We start from the raw sequence: 16547 nt of genomic DNA on the forward strand, positions 1-16547 counted from the left end.
CTTTCTGGCTTGATGGTACCAAAATCCGTATCGCTGACATCGACACGCCAGAAATTGGCCAGCCCAGATGCGACTACGAGTACGAGCTTGGAATGCGTGCGACCCGCCGATTGGTCGATTTGCTTAATGCCGGGCCATTTGAGCTTCGCACCATCGGAAATCGGGATGAGGACCAGTACGGTCGCAAATTGCGTGTCGTGACACGAAATGGCCGGTCACTAGGCGATCAACTGGTTAGCGAAGGGTTGGCCAGGACGTGGAGCGGAAGACGTGAACCATGGTGCTGAACCGCGATCAGGAACGGTGGGCTGCCGCATTATGGGTGGAAAAGAACCATGGTGATGCGGGGCTCGCCTACATAGCAAAGCAAGTGGAGCGGCTGACCTTGGAGGGTGATGGAGCAGGTGTAGAGACGTGGAAAGCGATCGGTGACCGCTTCGATCAGGTTAGACGCAAGAGCGCCTCGAACTGAGGCCTCAAGGCAATGCGGCAACGGTTTCGAAATCTGGGAATCAGGATTGAGTTTGCCGTTCTGGCATCAGTCTCCTTGGTTGGGCTTCTATTGAGCCTCCGGTCTTGCTTTGGCTGAGCAGCATGAAGGCTCACTGACCTCCGCCGCTGGCAAAGTTCGCCTCTATGACCTTTCCTCCTGAGCGGAGTTCATCAAGATAGTCGCTCCACCATTGAGCCATACGCACCCTCTCATCCCAGTGCTTACCCCGGTGGTAAATGCCGCGCACCGCATTGCTGTCACCGTGCGCCAAGGCGCGCTCGATTGCATCAGGATTCCACAGTCCTGACTCGTTGAGGAATGTCGAGGCCGTTGCTCGCAGACCGTGGGCGGTGACCTCATCCTTGGAATATCCCATCCGGCGAAAAGCGGCATTCAGGGTGTTCTCGCTCATAGGACGCTTTGAAGTCCGAGCCGAAGGAAACACATATCCTTCATAGCCTAGCATCTCGGCTAAGTCTGTCAGAAAGCTTATGACCTGTTTCGAAAGAGGGACGGCGTGCGCACGGCGAGCCTTCATTTTTCCTGCGGGGATCTTCCAGACACCATCGACAAGGTCGACCTCGCGCCACTCGGCATGCCTGAGTTCGCCAGGTCGTACGAAGACATGAGGAGCAATCTGCAACGCGAACTTCGTCACCATGTAGCCGGTGTAGTCGTCGATTGCCCGTAGCAGGCCGCCAAGTTCCTTGGGTTCCAGAATTGCCGCATAATGGGTGGCCTTCGGCGTTATCAGTGCGCCTTTGAGCATACTGGTCGGATCGGATTTGCAGCGAGTTGTCGCAACGCCATATCTGAAGACCCTGCCCGCGAACGAACGACACTTTTTCGCGGTTTCGTGTTTCCCGGTGGCCTCGAGCCGCTTGAGAGGAGCCAAGACTTCAAAGGGCTCGATCTCATGAATGGGTCGGTTTCCAATTGCCGGTGCCAGCTGGTCTAGAAAGTAGTTGGCCTTTACGATCGTGGCCTCAGCTCGGCCATTCTGAACCATCATCTGCTCGATGTATTCGCGGGCCACCGTCTCGAAGGTCTGCGCGGAGAGAAACTCCTCGCGTATCTTCTGCTTGCGTTTCTCAAAGGCAGGGTCCCGACCTGAGGCAACAGCCTGGCGCGCCTCAAAGGTCACGTCCCGCGCTTCCTTAAGACTGATTTCCGGGTAGCTGCCGATCGCAAGCTTCTTCTCAACTTTGCCGATACGATAGCGGAAACGCCACAGCTTACTGCCTGCCGGCGTGACTTCAATATAGAGGCCTCGCTGGTCGGCGACCTTGTACGATTTGGTTTTCTTCTTGAGGGCTCGGAGCCGAGTTTCGGTGAGAGGCATGTGCGGGCCTTTTCCCAATGTGGTTTTCGCAAAGGCCCGCAAAAGGCCCGCAAAAATGTCTGGAACCCCCGAGAACAAACGGGACGATCCGGAACGACCGAAGGGCGGAATCCCTAGGGTTTCTGCGGGTTTTATAGATTATCTGGGAGAACAAGAGAAGAACAAATGGTGCGGTCGAGAAGACTCGAACTTCCACGGCCTTTCGGCCACAACGACCTCAACGTTGCGCGTCTACCAGTTCCGCCACGACCGCACACTGATCGAACGAAGGACAGCGCCTTCGCCCTGGTAGGTGCGCGCCCTTAGCAACCGGTTTTCCCTATCGCAAGCGCCCATCGCCATCTCCGGCAATAAGAAGGGTGCGTAAGATGTGACGCTGCCCCCGTCCCGCCGCGGGACCGGGTTAACAACCGGCTTGCAGGCATGGTGAACGGACCGGAAAGGTTTGGCCATGACGCCAGCGTTCGCCCTCATCCTTGTCGCTACCGCCAGTCAGGGCGGGGATGGCGTCGTACGGGAAGGGCAGCAAAGCGTACGCGAAAGCACGATCCGTTCCGAAGCGCGTGCCGCTGTCACGATCCTGAAGCCGGAGATCATCGATTTCTCAGAGATGAAGGGGCGGGGCGAGAGAGCCCGTATCCGCCGCGACGCAGACGGGACGGTGTGGCTCGAATTCAGCTGAGCGGCGCGGGGGGCAATCGCCCCTCAGTCCGGCTTCCAGCCGATCTCTGCAAACTTGGCGGATTTCGGGACGTCGGTCACCGCTTCGTTGATCGCGACGCTTTCGCCCGGGGCCAGCGTTTGCGCCGCGGGCACGACTTCCCAGCTGAATACGATCCGCTCCCGCGCATCGCGCAGCACGATCAGGACAGCGGGAACCCGCGCCGTTTCGCGCCCGACATTGGTGATGGTCCCGCTGGCGCCGAAGAATTCCGTGCCGTTGGGCAGGGTACGGCGGTCCTGCCGGTCGGCCGGGAAGTCCAGCACCAGGTCGGGCTGCTCGACCGCAAAAGTCGGGCGGCTGACGGGGACCCAGTCGGGCATGCCCCAGTAGCTGACGGCGCCGACCACGCCGAGCGCGACAAGGGCGAATACCGCGCCTGCTGCGGTCCACACTTTCAGCGGATTGCGCCGGGGCCGGAAAGGCGGCTCGTAATCGAACTGCGAGCGATCGGGGTCGATGGCGGGGATCGGCTGGGGTTCGGGCCGTGTGTCGGTAACAGGCGGCGGGCCTTCGAACCCGCTGTCTTCCGGCTCGGGAGAAGCCGCGTGCGGTTCGGCGGTTGCCGGGCTGGCAGGCTCGCTCGGCTGAGCGGCGGCAGGTGTTTCCGACTGGCGAGCTACGGGGTCGGCCGGTGCCGGTGCAGGCTGCGGCCTTGCGGTGGAGGATGCGCTGGACCGCGCGGGCTCCGGCGGGGGTGCCGTGGTTGGCGTCGCAGGAGCCGCGGGACCTGCGTCCTGGGATGCAATGACCTGTTCGGCGCCGGGGCCTTCCTGGAACCAGCTATGCTTGCACTTGGCGCAGCGTACCGTCCGCCCCTCCACGCCCACGGCGCTGTCGGGCACGACATAGCGCGTGTTACAGGCGGGGCAGGCAATGATCATGACGTCATTTCCTTACGGCGGTTCCAGAATCCTTGGCAAGCTCGCCTGTGGGGATGCGGGGCAGAACGCGCCTTTTTTCCACATGGAAGGCCCGCTATAGCGCGCTTCGACCATGTCAGTTTCATATCGCAAGTTTCGCCGGAGGGCAGGCCAGCATGGCAGGTGACGACGGCGAAGTCGTAGGGTTCGACAATGTCGGGCTGCGTTATGGCACGGGCAAGGAGGTGCTGAGCGATGTCTCGTTCACGCTCTTTCCCGGCAGCTTCTATTTCCTGACCGGGGCCAGCGGTGCGGGCAAGACCAGCCTGCTGAAACTGCTGTACCTCGCCCAGCGCCCCTCGCGCGGGCAGATCCGGATGTTCGGCACCGACGTCATCACGCTGCCCCGTGCGCGCCTCCCCGGATTTCGCCGCCGGCTGGGCGTGGTGTTCCAGGATTTCCGGCTGGTCCCGCACCTGTCCGCCTATGACAATATCGCGCTTCCGCTGAGAGTGGCGGGCGTGCCCGAAGCCGATCTCCATCGGCCGGTCACCGACATGCTGGACTGGGTCGGCCTGTCGCATCGGACGGAGGCGCGCCCGGCCACGCTTTCCGGCGGTGAACAGCAGCGCGTTGCCATTGCGAGAGCGGTCATCGGCCGGCCCGACATGCTGCTGGCGGACGAGCCGACAGGTAACGTCGATCCCGAAATGGCGGTGAAGCTGCTGCGCCTGTTCGAAGCGCTCAACCGCCTGGGCACGACGGTCGTGGTGGCCACCCACGACCTGCACCTGCTCCAGAAGGTCCCCAGTTCCATGATCATGCGGCTGGACAAGGGGCGGCTGTCCGATCCCACCGGCGCACTGCGCTACCCGCCGAGGCCGCGCAGCGGGGGCGGTTCGTCCGGGGCGGAGCCTGTGCGTTGACCGAGAGCAGGAAATCCAGGCCGCCGGTGATCTCGCGCGCGATCGAGCGGGGGCTATCGCCTTTCCGCGGCAGCGCGGCGCAGGAGCTGGTGCCGCAGGCGCGGCTCGCCGGGCCGATGCCGTGGGTGATCGCGATCATGGTGGCGCTGACCGTCATTGCCACCGCTGCCGGACTGGCGCTGACCAACCTTGCGGGCGGGGCCCGTGACGAACTGGCAGGCGGTGCCACCGTCCAGATCATCGAGGCAGAGCCCGGCGAACGGGCACGGCAGGCGCAGGCTGCGCTCGACACGCTGGCCGAATTTCCGGAGGTCGCCGCCATGCGCCTGGTCCCGCCGGAGGAGGTGGAACAGCTTCTGGAGCCATGGCTGGGCACGGGCACCGCGGGCGAAGCCGTGCCGGTCCCTGCGCTGATCGACCTTCGCCTTCGCGGCGATGCCACGCCCGACAAGCTGCGACGCCTGCGCGCCGCCTTGTCGAGTGTAGCACCAGACGCCCGGATCGATGCGCAGGCCAGCTGGCTGCGGCCCATCTTCACCGCGATCGCGTCGCTGCAATGGCTTGCACTGGCGCTGGTCGTGCTGCTGTCGCTGACCAGTGCCGCAGCCGTTTTCCTGTCCGCCCGCAGCGCCCTCGGAAGCAATCGCAGCACGATCGAGATCGTCCATCTTCTGGGCGGTACGGATCACCAGATCGCCCGTGTGTTCCAGCGGTCGGTCGGCTTCGATGCCGCTTTGGGAGCAGGGGCGGGGCTCCTCCTCGGCATGATCGCCGTGCTGGTCCTTGGGCAGCAATTCGCGCAGCTGGGATCGGGCATGGTCGCGGGCGGCGGGCTGGACTGGACCGACTGGCTGGCAGTCGCCATGGTGCCGCTGGCCGCTGTAGCGCTGGCCATGCTGACTGCGCGTCTGACCGTCCTCTTCGCGCTCAGGAACATGCTGTGACGGGCCGGTTTGTCGCCATCGTGGTCCTGGCCTGGATGCTGGGTTTCGTGTGGTTCGCAGCCGCGCTGCCGCAGCCTGTGGCCGAGGTAGAGACCGACGCCATCATCGTGCCGACCGGCGGGCCGGGCCGGATCGAGCGCGGCCTGGCGCTGCTGGAAGACGGGCAGGCCGGTTTCATGCTGGTCACCGGTGTATCGACCCAGGTGACACCGGGCGAATTCGCTGCGGAATTCGATGTTCCGATGGACCTGATGGAATGCTGCATCACCCTTGGCTTCGATGCCCTGGACACGCGCGGCAATGCGCGGGAGACCAGCCGATGGGTCGGCGACAACGGTCATGATCGCCTGCGACTGGTCACCACCGACTGGCATATGCGGCGCGCCTCTGGCGAGCTGTCGCGCACCCTTCCGGACGATGTCGTGATCATTCAGGACGCCGTGCCGTCCGAACCGTCTTTCGGCACGCTGTTCCTCGAATATCACAAGCTCCTGGCCAGCCGCGCCGTCCAATGGATGCCGGGACTCGACTGATGCACGTCCTGCGCAGCCTCCTGTTCTATCCGGTCTTCTACGTCGTCAGCAGTTTCTACGTCATTGCGGCGGTGGCCGCGATGGCGGTCGACCGGTCATGGCTGCGCCGCGTGGTCAGTGGCTGGGGCAGGTTCCACCGTGCGTGCTGCCGTGTCCTGCTGGGGATCGACGTGGTGCAGGAAGGCGGTCCGCTGGACGAGCCTGCGCTTTATGCCATCCGGCACGAAAGCTTCTTCGAGGCGATCGATGCGCCGGCGCTGTTCCACCTGCCGTCCGTGTTTGCGAAGCGTGAACTGTTCAACCTGCCGGGCTGGGGCAGGGCGGCGATCGCCTATGGCCTGATCCCGGTCGCCCGTGACGGCGGGGCAAAGGCCCTGCGCGAATTGATACACGAGGCGAGGCGCAAGGCGAAGGAAGGGCGCCCGCTCGTCATCTTTCCCGAAGGCACACGCGTGCCACACGGCGAACGCCGGAAATTGCAGTCGGGCTTTGCGGGCATCTACAAGATGGTCGGGCTCCAGGTGGTGCCGGTCGCGGTCAATTCCGGTCCGCTGTATCACCGCCTGTGGAAGCGCCGAGGCCAGATAACCTACCGCTTCGGGGAGCCCATTCCGCCCGGCCTGAAGCGCGAAGAGATCGAGGCCCGGGTCGAAGAGGCAATCAACGCGCTGAGCGCTGCCTAGCCTGCGGGATGCCGGCCTGCCATTTCGGCGATGGCTGCTGCAATCGCGTCCATGTCCTCGGCCGTTCCGATGGTGATACGCAACCCGTGGCCCAGTCCCTGCGACGGCAGGTGCCGAACGGCATAGCCTCGCTCCGCCAGCCCATGCAGGGCATCGCCTGCGCTCAGTTCGCCTTCGAACAGGACGAGCACGAAATTCGCCTCGCTCGGCAGGGGGCGGATACCATGATTCCCAAGCGCCGCCATGCGCTGCGCGAAGCGGGTGCGTTCGTTCGCATTGTGCTCGCGTGACCGGTCGATGAACCCTGTATCGCGGGCAGCGGCGATGGCAGCGCGCTGGCCGCTCTGCGTCACGTTGAAGGGGCCGCGGATCCGGTTCAGCGCGTCGACCAGCGGCGGGGCGCCATAGCCCCAGCCGATACGCTCTCCGGCGAGGCCGTAGATCTTGGAAAAGGTACGCGTGACGAGCACGTTCTGCGTCCGCTCTGCCAAAGCCAGGGCGTGCGCCGCCTCTGCATCCTCCAGATATTCTGCATAGGCCTGGTCGAGGACGAGCAGGATGTCACCGCGTAAGCCGGCGTGAAGCCGTTCGATCTCGCGGGGGGGGAGGTAGCTGCCGGTCGGGTTGTTCGGATTGGCAATGAAAACGACGCGGGTCCGGTCCGTGACGGCAGCCAGCAATGCGTCGACATCGGCACCGTAATCCGCATCTTCGGCCTCGACCGGGTCGGCTCCGCAGCGGCGCGCGGCAATAGGATAGACGGAGAAGGAGTAGCGCGGGAACAGAACCTCGTCCCCGGGCCCGGCAAAGGCCTGCGCCGCGAGGTTCAGCAATTCGTCGGACCCTGTTCCGCACACGATCCGCGCCGGGTCCAGCCCGTGCAATTCGCCCAGTACGGCGCGCAGGTTTGCGGCGTCCGGGTCGGGATAGCGGGCCGGTTCGTGACCTGCAGCCAGCACGGCAAGAGCATCCTCGCTGCAACCCAGCGGGTTCTCGTTGGCCGACAGCTTGGTCAGAACCTTGCCATCGCTGCCCGTCGCCCGGCCCGGGACATAGGCATGGATGTCGGCGATCCACGGCTTGATCTGCGGTGTCTTTTCCATCGTGGCACGGCCCATAGCGCAGGGGCGCTGCGCAGGACAGCGCGATTGACAGCAAAAGACCGCTCCCCCAATCGGCCATACCGATGGCAAGTCTCCACCAGCCCACGACGATGCGCCTGCCGCAGCCGCTGCCGCTCGACGGCGGGGAGGCGCTGCATGACGTGGACATCGCCTACGAGACTTACGGAGAGCTGGCGGCGGACCGCTCCAACGCGATCCTCGTCTGCCATGCGCTGACGGGGGACCAGTACCTTGCCAGCACTCATCCCGTCACGGGGAAGCCCGGCTGGTGGGAACGCATGGTCGGCCCCGGCAAACCGATCGATACGGACCGATTCCATGTGATCTGCGCAAATGTCATCGGCAGCTGCCTCGGCTCGACCGGCCCTGCTAGCCTGGCCCCGGACGGACAGCCATATGGTATGCGGTTCCCGGTCATCACGATCCGCGACATGGTTCGCGGGCTGGTCGGGCTGCTCGACGCGATGGATATTGCCCGGCTCCATGCGGTCGTGGGCGGATCGATGGGCGGCATGCAGGCGTTGAGCCTGGCGGCCAATTTCCCGGATCGTGCAGCCCGGGTGCTCGCCATCGCGACGACGGCCCGCCATTCGGCCCAGAACATCGCGTTCCACGAAGTCGGCAGGCAGGCGATCATGGCCGATCCGGCGTGGCGCGGGGGAGCCTATTACGGGCATGACGATGCCCCCGGGGCCGGATTGGCGGTGGCCCGGATGGCGGCGCACATCACCTATCTTTCGGAAGAGGGGCTGACGGAGAAGTTCGGTCGCCGCCTGCAGGACAGGGACGCGCCCGGTTTCGGCTTCGACGCGGATTTTCAGGTAGAAAGCTATTTGCGCTACCAGGGTAGCGGTTTCACCCGGCGGTTCGATGCCAACAGCTACCTTTATATCACGCGGGCGATGGATTACCTCGACCTGGCACAGGAACACGGCGGATCATTGGCGGAGGCGTTCCGGGCCAGCGATGCGCGGTTCTGCCTCGTCAGTTTCGATACCGACTGGCTCTACCCGACAGAGGACAGTCGCCACGTAGTCCACGCGCTGAACGCGGTGGCAAAGCCGGTCAGTTTCGTGGAGCTGTCCGCACCTTTCGGACATGACAGCTTCCTGCTCGACGTGCCGGCGCTGGACCGCGTGGTGAAGGGTTTCATCCATGGCTGATGCCGCTTCGAAACTGCGCCCCGACCTCGCCACCATCCTGCGGCGGATAGAGCCGGGCTGCAAGGCGCTCGACGTCGGCTGCGGCGACGGCGAATTGATGGCGGCGCTGCGCGATCGGCAGGTCGATGCACGGGGGATCGAGATCGACCCGGAATGCGTCGCGGCGTGCGTCGGACAGGGTCTGAGCGTGGTGCAGGGGGATGCGGACCGGGACCTGACCTTCTATCCGGACGGCGCTTTCGATTATGCCATCCTGTCGCAAACCCTGCAGACCGCGGCGCGGCCCGACCATATGCTGCGCGAATTGCTGCGGGTGGGGAACCGCGCTTTCGTCAGCTTCCCCAATTTCGCGTATTGGCGCATGCGCTGGGCGCTGATGAGCCGTGGGCGGATGCCGGTCACGCGGCATCTGCCGGTAAGCTGGTACGAAACCCGCAATATCCACCACGTGACGGTGCGCGATTTCGAAGCGCTGGCCAGCGATCTGGGCGTCGGTATCGAACGACGCTGGTTCTTCACGCAGGACCGGGAGATCGCGGATCGCGGGGCCAATTGGAGGGCGGAATACGCCCTGTTCGAAATCGGCCACTGACCGGCCATCGCTGAAGGCAAAGACTATTTGGCGGCGACAGGCTTTTGGGCTTCGCAAAGCGCGATAAGCTGCTATTGCGAGCCTTTAGCAATAAAAGGTAGTTCCCATGAAAAAGATCGTCCTGTCCGCCGCGCTTGCCGGCACCGCCCTTGGCCTTGCTGCCTGTTCCGACAATACGGCGAGCGATGCCGATACGATGCAGGAAGGTGAAGTTGCCGAGACCGACGCTGCAGGCGATGTCGATGCAGCCGCCGCGACCGGCGTTCTCGATGCCAACGAAGCCAGCGCGGAAGACCTTGCAGGCGTCGAGGGCGTGACCCCCGAACTGGCAAAAGCCATCGTCGCAGGCCGCCCGTATGAAAGCGCGACCGCGTTCAACGCTGCGCTGCTCGAATCGGTCGGTGAAACCGAAGCAGCCACCCTGCGCGAACGCATTTTCGTGCCGATCAACCTCAACACCGCGACGCGCGAGGACATCGAACTGATCCCCGGCATGACCGACAAGATGGTCCACGAGTTCGAGGAATATCGCCCTTACGAAGACATGGCCGAATTCGACCGCGAAATCGGCAAGTATGTCGATGCGGAAGAAGTCGCCCGCTTCCGCAACTACGTCACGCTCTGACGTTTTTCCGGCCGAATTGCAGGCCGACCCTCACCGCCTCGATCGCGGCCAGGATCCCGGCGTGGATCCAGGCCGTGGTCGGGTCGAAGGCGGACCAGATCCAGTGCAGGAAGACCAGTATCGCTGCGGGATAGACCAACCGGTGCAGCGTCTTCCATGACCGCTTCAGCATCCGCATGGACGCATCGTTCGATGTAACCGCCAGCGGTATGAACAGGGCAAGGGCGGCCCAGCCTGCCAGCAGATAGAGCTCGCCCGCCTCTGCCAGTATGGCGCCCAGCGACGCCTTCTTCCACGCATAGACGCCGGTATGGCCCGCCGCGTAGGCGAAGCTTGCCACGCCGAGATCGCGTCGATGCCGCATCAGCCAGATTGCAATAGCCGTTTTCCGGAATGCGAGTCGCAGCGGCGTCACGGCCAGTGTCGCCATCAACAGCCACGCGGCCCAGTCGCCGCTGTCGCCGATTGCGTGTCCGTAGCCGTAATCGTCCGGCGTAAAGGCCCAGCGCCCCGCTATCCACGCGCCGGGCAGGGCCAGCACCAGCCAGAAAAGCATACGTCCCGGCCGCAGGGAACCCTTGCGCGTCACTTGTTGCAGATACGCCGGCCGTTGCTGACCCAGCAGCGCCGCGGCGTGTTGTCGCGGATCGTCTTCTCCCGCTGGCAGGTGCTGTCGCAGGAGGAATAGGTCGATTGCGGTACGGGATTGGCCTGCGGCCTGGCGGCGAGGTTTTCCTTCTCGATCTGCGTAGCAAAGGCGCGCGGAACCCGGTTGCAGGCGGTCTTGCCGGCGCGATAGTCCACGCGGTCCGCCGCGTTCCAGAGGCGCGCTTCCTCGGTCCGCGACCAGGCTCCGCCTTCACCGGTCCGCCGGCGGATTTCGTCGCAGGTGATCGACCCGACCGCGGTCAGTGTCGTGACCTGCTCGAGCCGTGCGATGATTGCGCCGTAATCCTCCATGTCCAGCGCTGGCGGCGTGGCGGGTTTCGCAGGCGCTGGCCGGAAAGTCGGAGGTGTGGCAGCAGGCTGGCTTGCCAGGCTGGCCCGGACTTCGGGCAAGATCCGCTCTTTCCATTTGCAGCCCATCGGCTCGCCCATGCGGCAGGCATTGTCGAACGCGATCAGCGCCCAATTGAGGTCCTTTTCGGTCCCCAGTCCCTTGTACTGCAATTCGCCCTTGCGATAGCAGCCCCCTGCCATGTCGTTCCGGCACGCCGCGCTATAATAGCGGTACTGCAGGGCGTGGTCTTCGCGAAAGATGGCAGCGACCGTGCCCCGGCGCAGGCAGGATGGCCCATCGTTGAACCGGTCGCAGCCGATTTCGGCTGCCCTGTTCCGCTCGTCCTGGGGGCGGTCGTTGTCGCGCCAGATTTCACGCCAGCCTTCGGCGGTGGTCGGCTCCGGCTGCGCGAGGAGCGCCGGAACGGGCGTGACAGAGAAGACGGCGAAAGCGGCGAGCGCCACCGCAAGCATCGTCAGGCGTTCAGGTGCTTTGCGTGCCACGCGACATGGTCTCCCATGAATGTCGAGATGAAGTAATAGGAGTGGTCGTATCCGTCCTGCATCCGGATGCTCGCCTGAATGCCCGCCTTGCGGCATGCCAGCGCCAGCAGTCCCGGTTTCAGCTGCTCTTCGAGGAAATCGTCGGCCGTGCCCTGGTCCACCAGTATGTGGGGATGGCGCGCGCCGTCCTCTATCAGGGCGAGGGCATCGTATTCCCGCCACGCCGCCCGGTCGTCACCCAGATATCGGCCAAGCGCTTTCTCTCCCCATGGGACCTGCGATGGTGCGACAATCGGGGCGAACGCGCTGATCGAGCGGAAGCGGTCCGCATTCCTGAGGCCGATGGTCAGCGCGCCGTGCCCGCCCATGGAATGCCCGGTGATAGACTGGCGATCCATGTCGACCGGGAAATGCGCGGCAAGCAGTTCGGGCAGCTCGCTCTCGATATAGGAGCGCATCCGGTAATGCTTCTGCCACGGTTCCTGCACCGCATCGACGTAGAAGCCTGCGCCCTTGCCGAAATCGTATTCGTCTTCGGCGTCGGGCACGTCCTCGCCGCGCGGGCTGGTATCGGGCGCGACGAAGATAATGCCGTGTTCGGCGCAGGCGCGGCGATATTCGCCCTTTTCCGTCACGTTTGCATGGGTGCAGGTGAGGCCCGACAGATACCACAGCACCGGCAGGCGTGCGCCCTCTTCATGCGGCGGGACATAGACCGAGAAGGTCATTTCGGTCCCGGTTTCGGCGGAGGCATGGGAATAGACCCCCTGCACCCCACCGAAGGCGCGATTTTCGCTCAGCGTTTCCACGGCCGCTGCGTCAGCCCATGCGCTTCATGACGCAGATCTTGTTCCCTGCCGGATCGCGCAGATAGGCAAGATACATATTGCCGATCTCGCTCTCGCGGATGCCGGGCGGGTCTTCGATCGCGGTGCCGCCGTTCTCGACGCCCGCCTTGTGCCATGCATCGCCCTGTTCGGGGCTGTCGACGGCGAACCCGATCGTGCCGCCATTGGCGCAGGTCGCATCGTTTCCGTCGATCGGCTTCGACAGCAGGAAGATGCCGCCATTGTGCATGTAGATGACGCGGCCCTTGGGATCCATCGACCCCTCGCGCCCGCCCAGCGCCTTGAAACAGGCGTCGTAGAACTTCTTCGACGCCTCGATATCGTTGGCGCCCAGCATCACGTGACTGAACATGTTATTCCTCTCCTTCCAGAATGTGTGCCCAGCATTGCGGGCCGGGCAGCCGCTCGTCAACGTTCTATCGGCAAGCCCTGTCAGCCTTCGTGCACGGTCTTTGTGACCATGCAGGCCGCGACGCCTTCCGCGCCGTCTTCCATTCCGTGGCCCGACCATTGCACCCCGCCGAAAGGCGCGTCGACCGCGCTGACGCCGCCGGTATTGATGGCCAGCATTCCCGCCTCGACCTCGGCAGCAAGACGGCGGCGACGGGCGGGATCGTTGGTCCACGCATAGGCCGCAAGGCCATAGGGGAGACGATTGGCTTCCTCGATCATCGCATCCTCGCCCGCCATCGGGTTGATCAGGGCCACGGGGCCGAAAGGCTCCTCGTTCATAATCTCGGCATCGGTCGGAACCTCGCTCAGCACGGTGGGCGCGTGGAAATAGCCCTGGTTGCCGATCCGCTCTCCGCCGGTCAGCAATTTCGCACCCATGTCCTTCGCATCGCCGATCTTTGCAGCGAGGCCGTCCGGGCCGCGATCGTTGGCCATCGGGCCCATCTGCACGCCTTTTTCGAAGCCGTTCCCGACCTTGATTGCTTCCGCACGCTCGACGAAGCCGTCGCGGAACTTCTCGAATACGTCTTCCTCGACCAGGAAGCGGGTGGGGCTGACGCAGACCTGCCCGGCATTGCGAAACTTGTTGGCGGCCATCGTATCGAGCGCCGTGTCGATATCGGCATCGCGGAAGACCAGCACGGGGCCATGCCCCCCAAGCTCCATCGTCGTGACCTTCAGGTCTTCTGCCGCCAGCTTGCTCAGGTGCTTGCCGACCGCGGTGGAGCCGGTGAAGGTCACCTTGCGGATGACTGGGCTGGCGAGAAGGTGGCGGCTGACCTCGTCCGGCACCCCGAAGACGACCTGCAGCACGTCGCCGGGCACGCCCGCATCGAGCAGCGCCTGCGCGATCATCAGGCCGGCGGCCGGGGTTTCCTCGCTCGGCTTCACGATCACGGAGCAACCGGCGGCCAGCGGTCCGCCGATCTTGCGCATGACGTTGAGCGAGGGGAAATTCCAGGCGGCGAAACCGGCGACCGGTCCGACGGGGTGCTGCTGCACCTCCACCCGGCTGCCTTCCGGACGGACCAGCGTGCGGCCATAAAGCCGCTTGCACTCGCCGGCGTAGAATTCCAGCAGCATGGCGGAATACAGCGTCTCGCCTGTTGCTTCGGGCACCGGCTTGCCCTGTTCGCGGGTCAGCGCCTGCGCGATTTCGCCTGCGCGGTCGCGGATGTTCTGCGCGCCCTTGCGAAGGATGGCCTCGCGCTTGTCCGCACCAGTCCTGCGCCATTCGCGAAACCCCCTGACCGCACTGTCCAGCGCCCGGTCGAGATCGTCGCCCGTCGCCTTGGGCAGGGCAGCGATGGCCTCTCCGGTCGCAGGATCGAGCACGTCCAGCGTATCGCGCCCGGATGCATCCAGCTTTTCGCCGCCAACCAGCAGGTGGAGATCGGGATGGGTGCTCATGGGTTCGTGCTCCTGGGACGATGTGATCGAAGGACCCGGCCTTTCGGCTTTCGCCGGCGCTTCGTAAAGGGGCAGCATCGGTTCAGGAATATGCGCTATAGCAGGCGACATGATCCATTTTCCCATGCTCGCCGCCGCTTTTCTCCCGCTCGCGCCACTGGCTTTCGCCCAAGGCGCGCCGCTGGTCGATCCGACCGTCGCGGACGCGCCGTCGCCGGTCTCGCTGGAGCAGGAAGCGGCGCTGCGCTGCTCCGCCGCCTTCGCCCTGGTCTCGGCCGGCCAGGAACGCGGGAACGAGGCCGCGCTGCAGTTTCCGCCGCTGGCCGAGCGCGGCAAGGAGTATTTCGTCCGCAGCATGGCGCAGGTGATGGACGATACCGGAATGACCCGCGAACAGGTCAGCGCGCTGGTCGGGGCAAAAGCGCAGCAATTGTGGGACGACGGGGAGGTGGAGGACGCCATGCCCGCCTGCCTGCTGCTGCTGGACGCCTCCGGGCTCTAGCATAGGGGCGGCGCGTCGGGGGCGGGGGCTGTCATTCAGGCTCCGCTCAGCAGGCAGGCCGTAACGTCAACCGCATAGTGCCCATTTGCCCGCGAGAGGGGTTTGCCATGCGTTTCCTGATTTCCGCCGCTGCCGGACTGGCCCTTGCCGGGGCCGCATCTCCTGTTGCCGCGCAAGGTTCCGTGTTTGAAGACGACGCTGCGCAAGAAGTGACCGCGCAGCTGGCCGATCGCCTGTCCGACCCGGCATTCCAGCAGGAGCTTGCCGTGACCGTGGCGACGCTGTCGCAGGTCCTTCTCGACCTGCCCATCGCGCCGATTGCAGAGGCGGCTGCCGACATGGCGGGCGAGGAAACGGCCGATATCGATCCCGACATGACCTTGCGCAAGGCGCTGCCCGGCAGTGCCGCAGTCCCGCAGGCGGTCGAGCGGGAACTGCCCCGCGCCATGGACCGGATGGCCGGCATGACCGGCGCATTCGAGGCCATGCTGCCCGCCTTGCGTGGAGCGGTACGCCAGATGGAAGACGCCATCGAAGGTGCTGCGATCAATTAGTCTTTTTGCGTTCCTGCCGCCGCGTTTCATTGGACGAAAGACTGTGTTTGCGCCATGATGGCGCGGCATGTGGCAACTCCATCAATTCCCCCTGTGTCCGTTCAGTCGCAAGGTGCGCCTGCACCTGAGCGAGAAGGGCGTGGCGTATGAACTCGTCCGGTCCGAACCGTGGTCGGCGGGCGACGATTTCTGGGCTTTGAACCCCGCCGGGCGGACGCCGGTCCTGCATGATCCGGAGCGGGGGCTGGCGCTGTGCGACAGCCAGGCGATCTGCGAATATTTCGAGGAAACGAACGACAAGGCGCCGATGATCAACGGCACCGCGATCCAGCGTGCGGAAATCCGCCGCCTGACCGCCCTGTTCGACGAAAATTTCTTCGGCGACGTCACCATGCCCCTGCTGCACGAGCGAATGAAGAAGCGCATCGTCTATCGGCAGCCGCCAGACAGCCGCATCCTGCGCGAGGCGATGAAGCTGTCGCACGGGCATCTCGACTATATCGACTGGCTGGTCGACAACCGCGCATGGCTGGCGGGTTCTCAGATGAGCCTCGCGGATCTGAGCGCGGCGGCGCAGATTTCCGTGGCCGACTATCTGGGCGGGATCGACTGGGCGGGGCACGAACAGGCACGCGGCTGGTACCAGGTGTTCAAGAGCCGCCCGAGTTTCCGCCCGCTGCTGAAAGAGCGGATGGAAAACGTTCACCCGCCCGCCCAGTATGCGGAGCTGGACGACTGAACTTGAGGTGGCAGGCCCGGCTTCCCATATCTCTATGGAAAGAAGGAGATAACGATGACCGGCCCTGCATCCGACCCGAAGACCGTGACCGACAGCGAATGGCGCGACAAGCTGTCGCCCGAGCAGTACCATGTCCTGCGCGAGGCAGGCACCGAACGGCCCTTCACCGGCAAGTACGACAAGCACTACGACGAAGGCGAATATGTCTGCGCCGCCTGCGGGCAGAAGCTGTTCGACAGCGATGCGAAATACAATAGCGGCTGCGGCTGGCCCGCCTTCACCAAGCCTGCGGAAGGCGAAGCGGTCGACGAACACCGCGATACCTCCCACGGCATGATCCGCACCGAAGTTACCTGTTCCAATTGCGACGGCCATCTGGGCCATGTCTTCCCCGACGGTCCGCCGGAACAGGGGGGGCTGCGCTATTGCATCAACAGCGCGGCGCTGGATTTCGAACCTGACGATTAAAGCCGGGCGCAAACCGGGTTAATCCCGTTCACTCTGAGCCAAGCTTCGCCTAGGTAGGGGG

General features: G+C 64.5%; 22 protein-coding genes and 1 tRNA gene. 14 read left to right on the top strand and 9 right to left on the bottom strand.

All coding sequences use genetic code 11. The features are described 5' to 3' along the window. A partial coding sequence (locus ACGHJ7_RS13300) for a thermonuclease family protein (protein WP_390478590.1) occupies positions 1 to 287 on the top strand: 287 nt, incomplete at its 5' end. Next, positions 278 to 472, top strand: a complete 195-nt coding sequence (locus ACGHJ7_RS13305) for a DUF6961 family protein (RefSeq protein WP_390478593.1) — start codon at positions 278 to 280, stop codon at positions 470 to 472. The genes ACGHJ7_RS13300 and ACGHJ7_RS13305, both read left to right, overlap by 10 nt. Before the next feature lie 130 nt (positions 473 to 602). Here ACGHJ7_RS13305 and ACGHJ7_RS13310 read toward each other — a convergent pair whose 3' ends face one another. After that, complete coding sequence (locus ACGHJ7_RS13310; RefSeq protein ID WP_390478595.1) at positions 603 to 1835, bottom strand: tyrosine-type recombinase/integrase; 1233 nt, start codon at positions 1833 to 1835, stop codon at positions 603 to 605. 166 nt (positions 1836 to 2001) lie between these two features. Then, positions 2002 to 2088, bottom strand: a tRNA-Leu gene (locus tag ACGHJ7_RS13315). A gap of 198 nt (positions 2089 to 2286) precedes the next feature. On the opposite strand from ACGHJ7_RS13315, the gene ACGHJ7_RS13320 reads away from it, so the two are divergent. Then, a complete protein-coding gene (locus tag ACGHJ7_RS13320) occupies positions 2287 to 2517 on the top strand; it encodes a hypothetical protein (RefSeq protein ID WP_390478598.1) in 231 nt (76 codons plus the stop codon). 23 nt (positions 2518 to 2540) lie between these two features. On the opposite strand, the gene ACGHJ7_RS13325 is transcribed toward ACGHJ7_RS13320, so the two are convergent. Continuing rightward, complete coding sequence (locus tag ACGHJ7_RS13325) at positions 2541 to 3440, bottom strand: MJ0042-type zinc finger domain-containing protein (RefSeq protein WP_390478600.1); 900 nt, start codon at positions 3438 to 3440, stop codon at positions 2541 to 2543. A gap of 155 nt (positions 3441 to 3595) precedes the next feature. Between ACGHJ7_RS13325 and ftsE the strand changes: the two genes are divergently transcribed. Genes ftsE through ACGHJ7_RS13345 form a run of 4 tightly spaced genes read left to right on the top strand, consistent with a single transcriptional unit; the run spans position 3596 to position 6505 of the window. Next, a complete protein-coding gene (gene ftsE, locus ACGHJ7_RS13330) occupies positions 3596 to 4345 on the top strand; it encodes a cell division ATP-binding protein FtsE (RefSeq protein ID WP_390478603.1) in 750 nt (249 codons plus the stop codon). Then, positions 4342 to 5289 (top strand): cell division protein FtsX, encoded by a 948-nt coding sequence (locus ACGHJ7_RS13335; RefSeq protein WP_390478606.1) that lies wholly within the window; start codon positions 4342 to 4344, stop codon positions 5287 to 5289. The genes ftsE and ACGHJ7_RS13335 overlap by 4 nt, the downstream gene beginning before the upstream one ends. After that, positions 5286 to 5822, top strand: a complete 537-nt coding sequence (locus tag ACGHJ7_RS13340) for a YdcF family protein (RefSeq protein ID WP_390478609.1) — start codon at positions 5286 to 5288, stop codon at positions 5820 to 5822. Before ACGHJ7_RS13335 ends, ACGHJ7_RS13340 begins: the two co-directional genes overlap by 4 nt. Beyond that, the gene (locus ACGHJ7_RS13345) at positions 5801 to 6505 is read left to right on the top strand and encodes a lysophospholipid acyltransferase family protein (protein WP_390478611.1); all 705 of its coding nucleotides are present in this window, start codon (positions 5801 to 5803) and stop codon (positions 6503 to 6505) included. Before ACGHJ7_RS13340 ends, ACGHJ7_RS13345 begins: the two co-directional genes overlap by 22 nt. Here the strand turns inward: ACGHJ7_RS13345 and hisC are convergent. Then, positions 6502 to 7608 (bottom strand): histidinol-phosphate transaminase, encoded by a 1107-nt coding sequence (gene hisC / locus ACGHJ7_RS13350; protein ID WP_390478614.1) that lies wholly within the window; start codon positions 7606 to 7608, stop codon positions 6502 to 6504. The genes ACGHJ7_RS13345 and hisC overlap by 4 nt on opposite strands. Positions 7609 to 7691: 83 nt before the next feature. On the opposite strand from hisC, the gene ACGHJ7_RS13355 reads away from it, so the two are divergent. From ACGHJ7_RS13355 to ACGHJ7_RS13365, 3 genes are all read left to right on the top strand, one after another. Then, positions 7692 to 8792, top strand: coding sequence for a homoserine O-acetyltransferase (locus tag ACGHJ7_RS13355; RefSeq protein ID WP_390478617.1), 1101 nt, complete (start codon positions 7692 to 7694; stop codon positions 8790 to 8792). After that, positions 8785 to 9384, top strand: a complete 600-nt coding sequence (gene metW, locus ACGHJ7_RS13360; RefSeq protein WP_390478620.1) for a methionine biosynthesis protein MetW — start codon at positions 8785 to 8787, stop codon at positions 9382 to 9384. Before ACGHJ7_RS13355 ends, metW begins: the two co-directional genes overlap by 8 nt. Positions 9385 to 9490: 106 nt before the next feature. Next, entirely contained in the window at positions 9491 to 10009 is a 519-nt protein-coding gene (locus ACGHJ7_RS13365) for a hypothetical protein (RefSeq protein ID WP_390478623.1), read from the top strand. Here ACGHJ7_RS13365 and ACGHJ7_RS13370 read toward each other — a convergent pair. The 5 genes from ACGHJ7_RS13370 to ACGHJ7_RS13390 all read right to left on the bottom strand — a co-directional run bounded on the left by ACGHJ7_RS13370 (position 9999) and on the right by ACGHJ7_RS13390 (position 14223). Beyond that, on the bottom strand, positions 9999 to 10565 hold the full coding sequence (locus ACGHJ7_RS13370; RefSeq protein ID WP_390478626.1) for a sulfite oxidase heme-binding subunit YedZ: 567 nt from the start codon (positions 10563 to 10565) through the stop codon (positions 9999 to 10001). The two genes, ACGHJ7_RS13365 and ACGHJ7_RS13370, sit on opposite strands and share 11 nt — an antisense overlap. Before the next feature lie 29 nt (positions 10566 to 10594). Then, complete coding sequence (locus ACGHJ7_RS13375) at positions 10595 to 11512, bottom strand: hypothetical protein (protein WP_390478629.1); 918 nt, start codon at positions 11510 to 11512, stop codon at positions 10595 to 10597. Continuing rightward, the gene (gene fghA, locus ACGHJ7_RS13380) at positions 11485 to 12321 is read right to left on the bottom strand and encodes an S-formylglutathione hydrolase (RefSeq protein ID WP_390478631.1); all 837 of its coding nucleotides are present in this window, start codon (positions 12319 to 12321) and stop codon (positions 11485 to 11487) included. Before fghA ends, ACGHJ7_RS13375 begins: the two co-directional genes overlap by 28 nt. A 10-nt stretch (positions 12322 to 12331) precedes the next feature. After that, positions 12332 to 12712, bottom strand: coding sequence for a VOC family protein (locus ACGHJ7_RS13385; RefSeq protein WP_390478634.1), 381 nt, complete (start codon positions 12710 to 12712; stop codon positions 12332 to 12334). An 80-nt stretch (positions 12713 to 12792) separates the two neighbouring features. Further along, a complete protein-coding gene (locus tag ACGHJ7_RS13390; protein WP_390478636.1) occupies positions 12793 to 14223 on the bottom strand; it encodes an NAD-dependent succinate-semialdehyde dehydrogenase in 1431 nt (476 codons plus the stop codon). Between the two features lie 109 nt (positions 14224 to 14332). Here ACGHJ7_RS13390 and ACGHJ7_RS13395 point away from each other — a divergent pair, with 109 nt between their 5' ends. The 4 genes from ACGHJ7_RS13395 to msrB all read left to right on the top strand — a co-directional run bounded on the left by ACGHJ7_RS13395 (position 14333) and on the right by msrB (position 16486). Continuing rightward, on the top strand, positions 14333 to 14725 hold the full coding sequence (locus tag ACGHJ7_RS13395) for a hypothetical protein (protein ID WP_390478639.1): 393 nt from the start codon (positions 14333 to 14335) through the stop codon (positions 14723 to 14725). A gap of 107 nt (positions 14726 to 14832) precedes the next feature. Continuing rightward, entirely contained in the window at positions 14833 to 15279 is a 447-nt protein-coding gene (locus ACGHJ7_RS13400) for a hypothetical protein (protein ID WP_390478642.1), read from the top strand. Positions 15280 to 15346: 67 nt separating this feature from the next. After that, a complete protein-coding gene (locus ACGHJ7_RS13405) occupies positions 15347 to 16018 on the top strand; it encodes a glutathione S-transferase family protein (protein WP_390478644.1) in 672 nt (223 codons plus the stop codon). 54 nt (positions 16019 to 16072) lie between these two features. Then, positions 16073 to 16486: a peptide-methionine (R)-S-oxide reductase MsrB gene (gene msrB / locus ACGHJ7_RS13410; RefSeq protein WP_390478647.1), complete on the top strand. Its 414-nt coding sequence runs from the start codon at positions 16073 to 16075 to the stop codon at positions 16484 to 16486. Positions 16487 to 16547: the final 61 nt, after the last annotated feature.

Source organism: Altererythrobacter sp. MTPC7 (genome assembly GCF_042851395.1).
Classification (GTDB): Bacteria; Pseudomonadota; Alphaproteobacteria; order Sphingomonadales; family Sphingomonadaceae; genus CAJXSN01.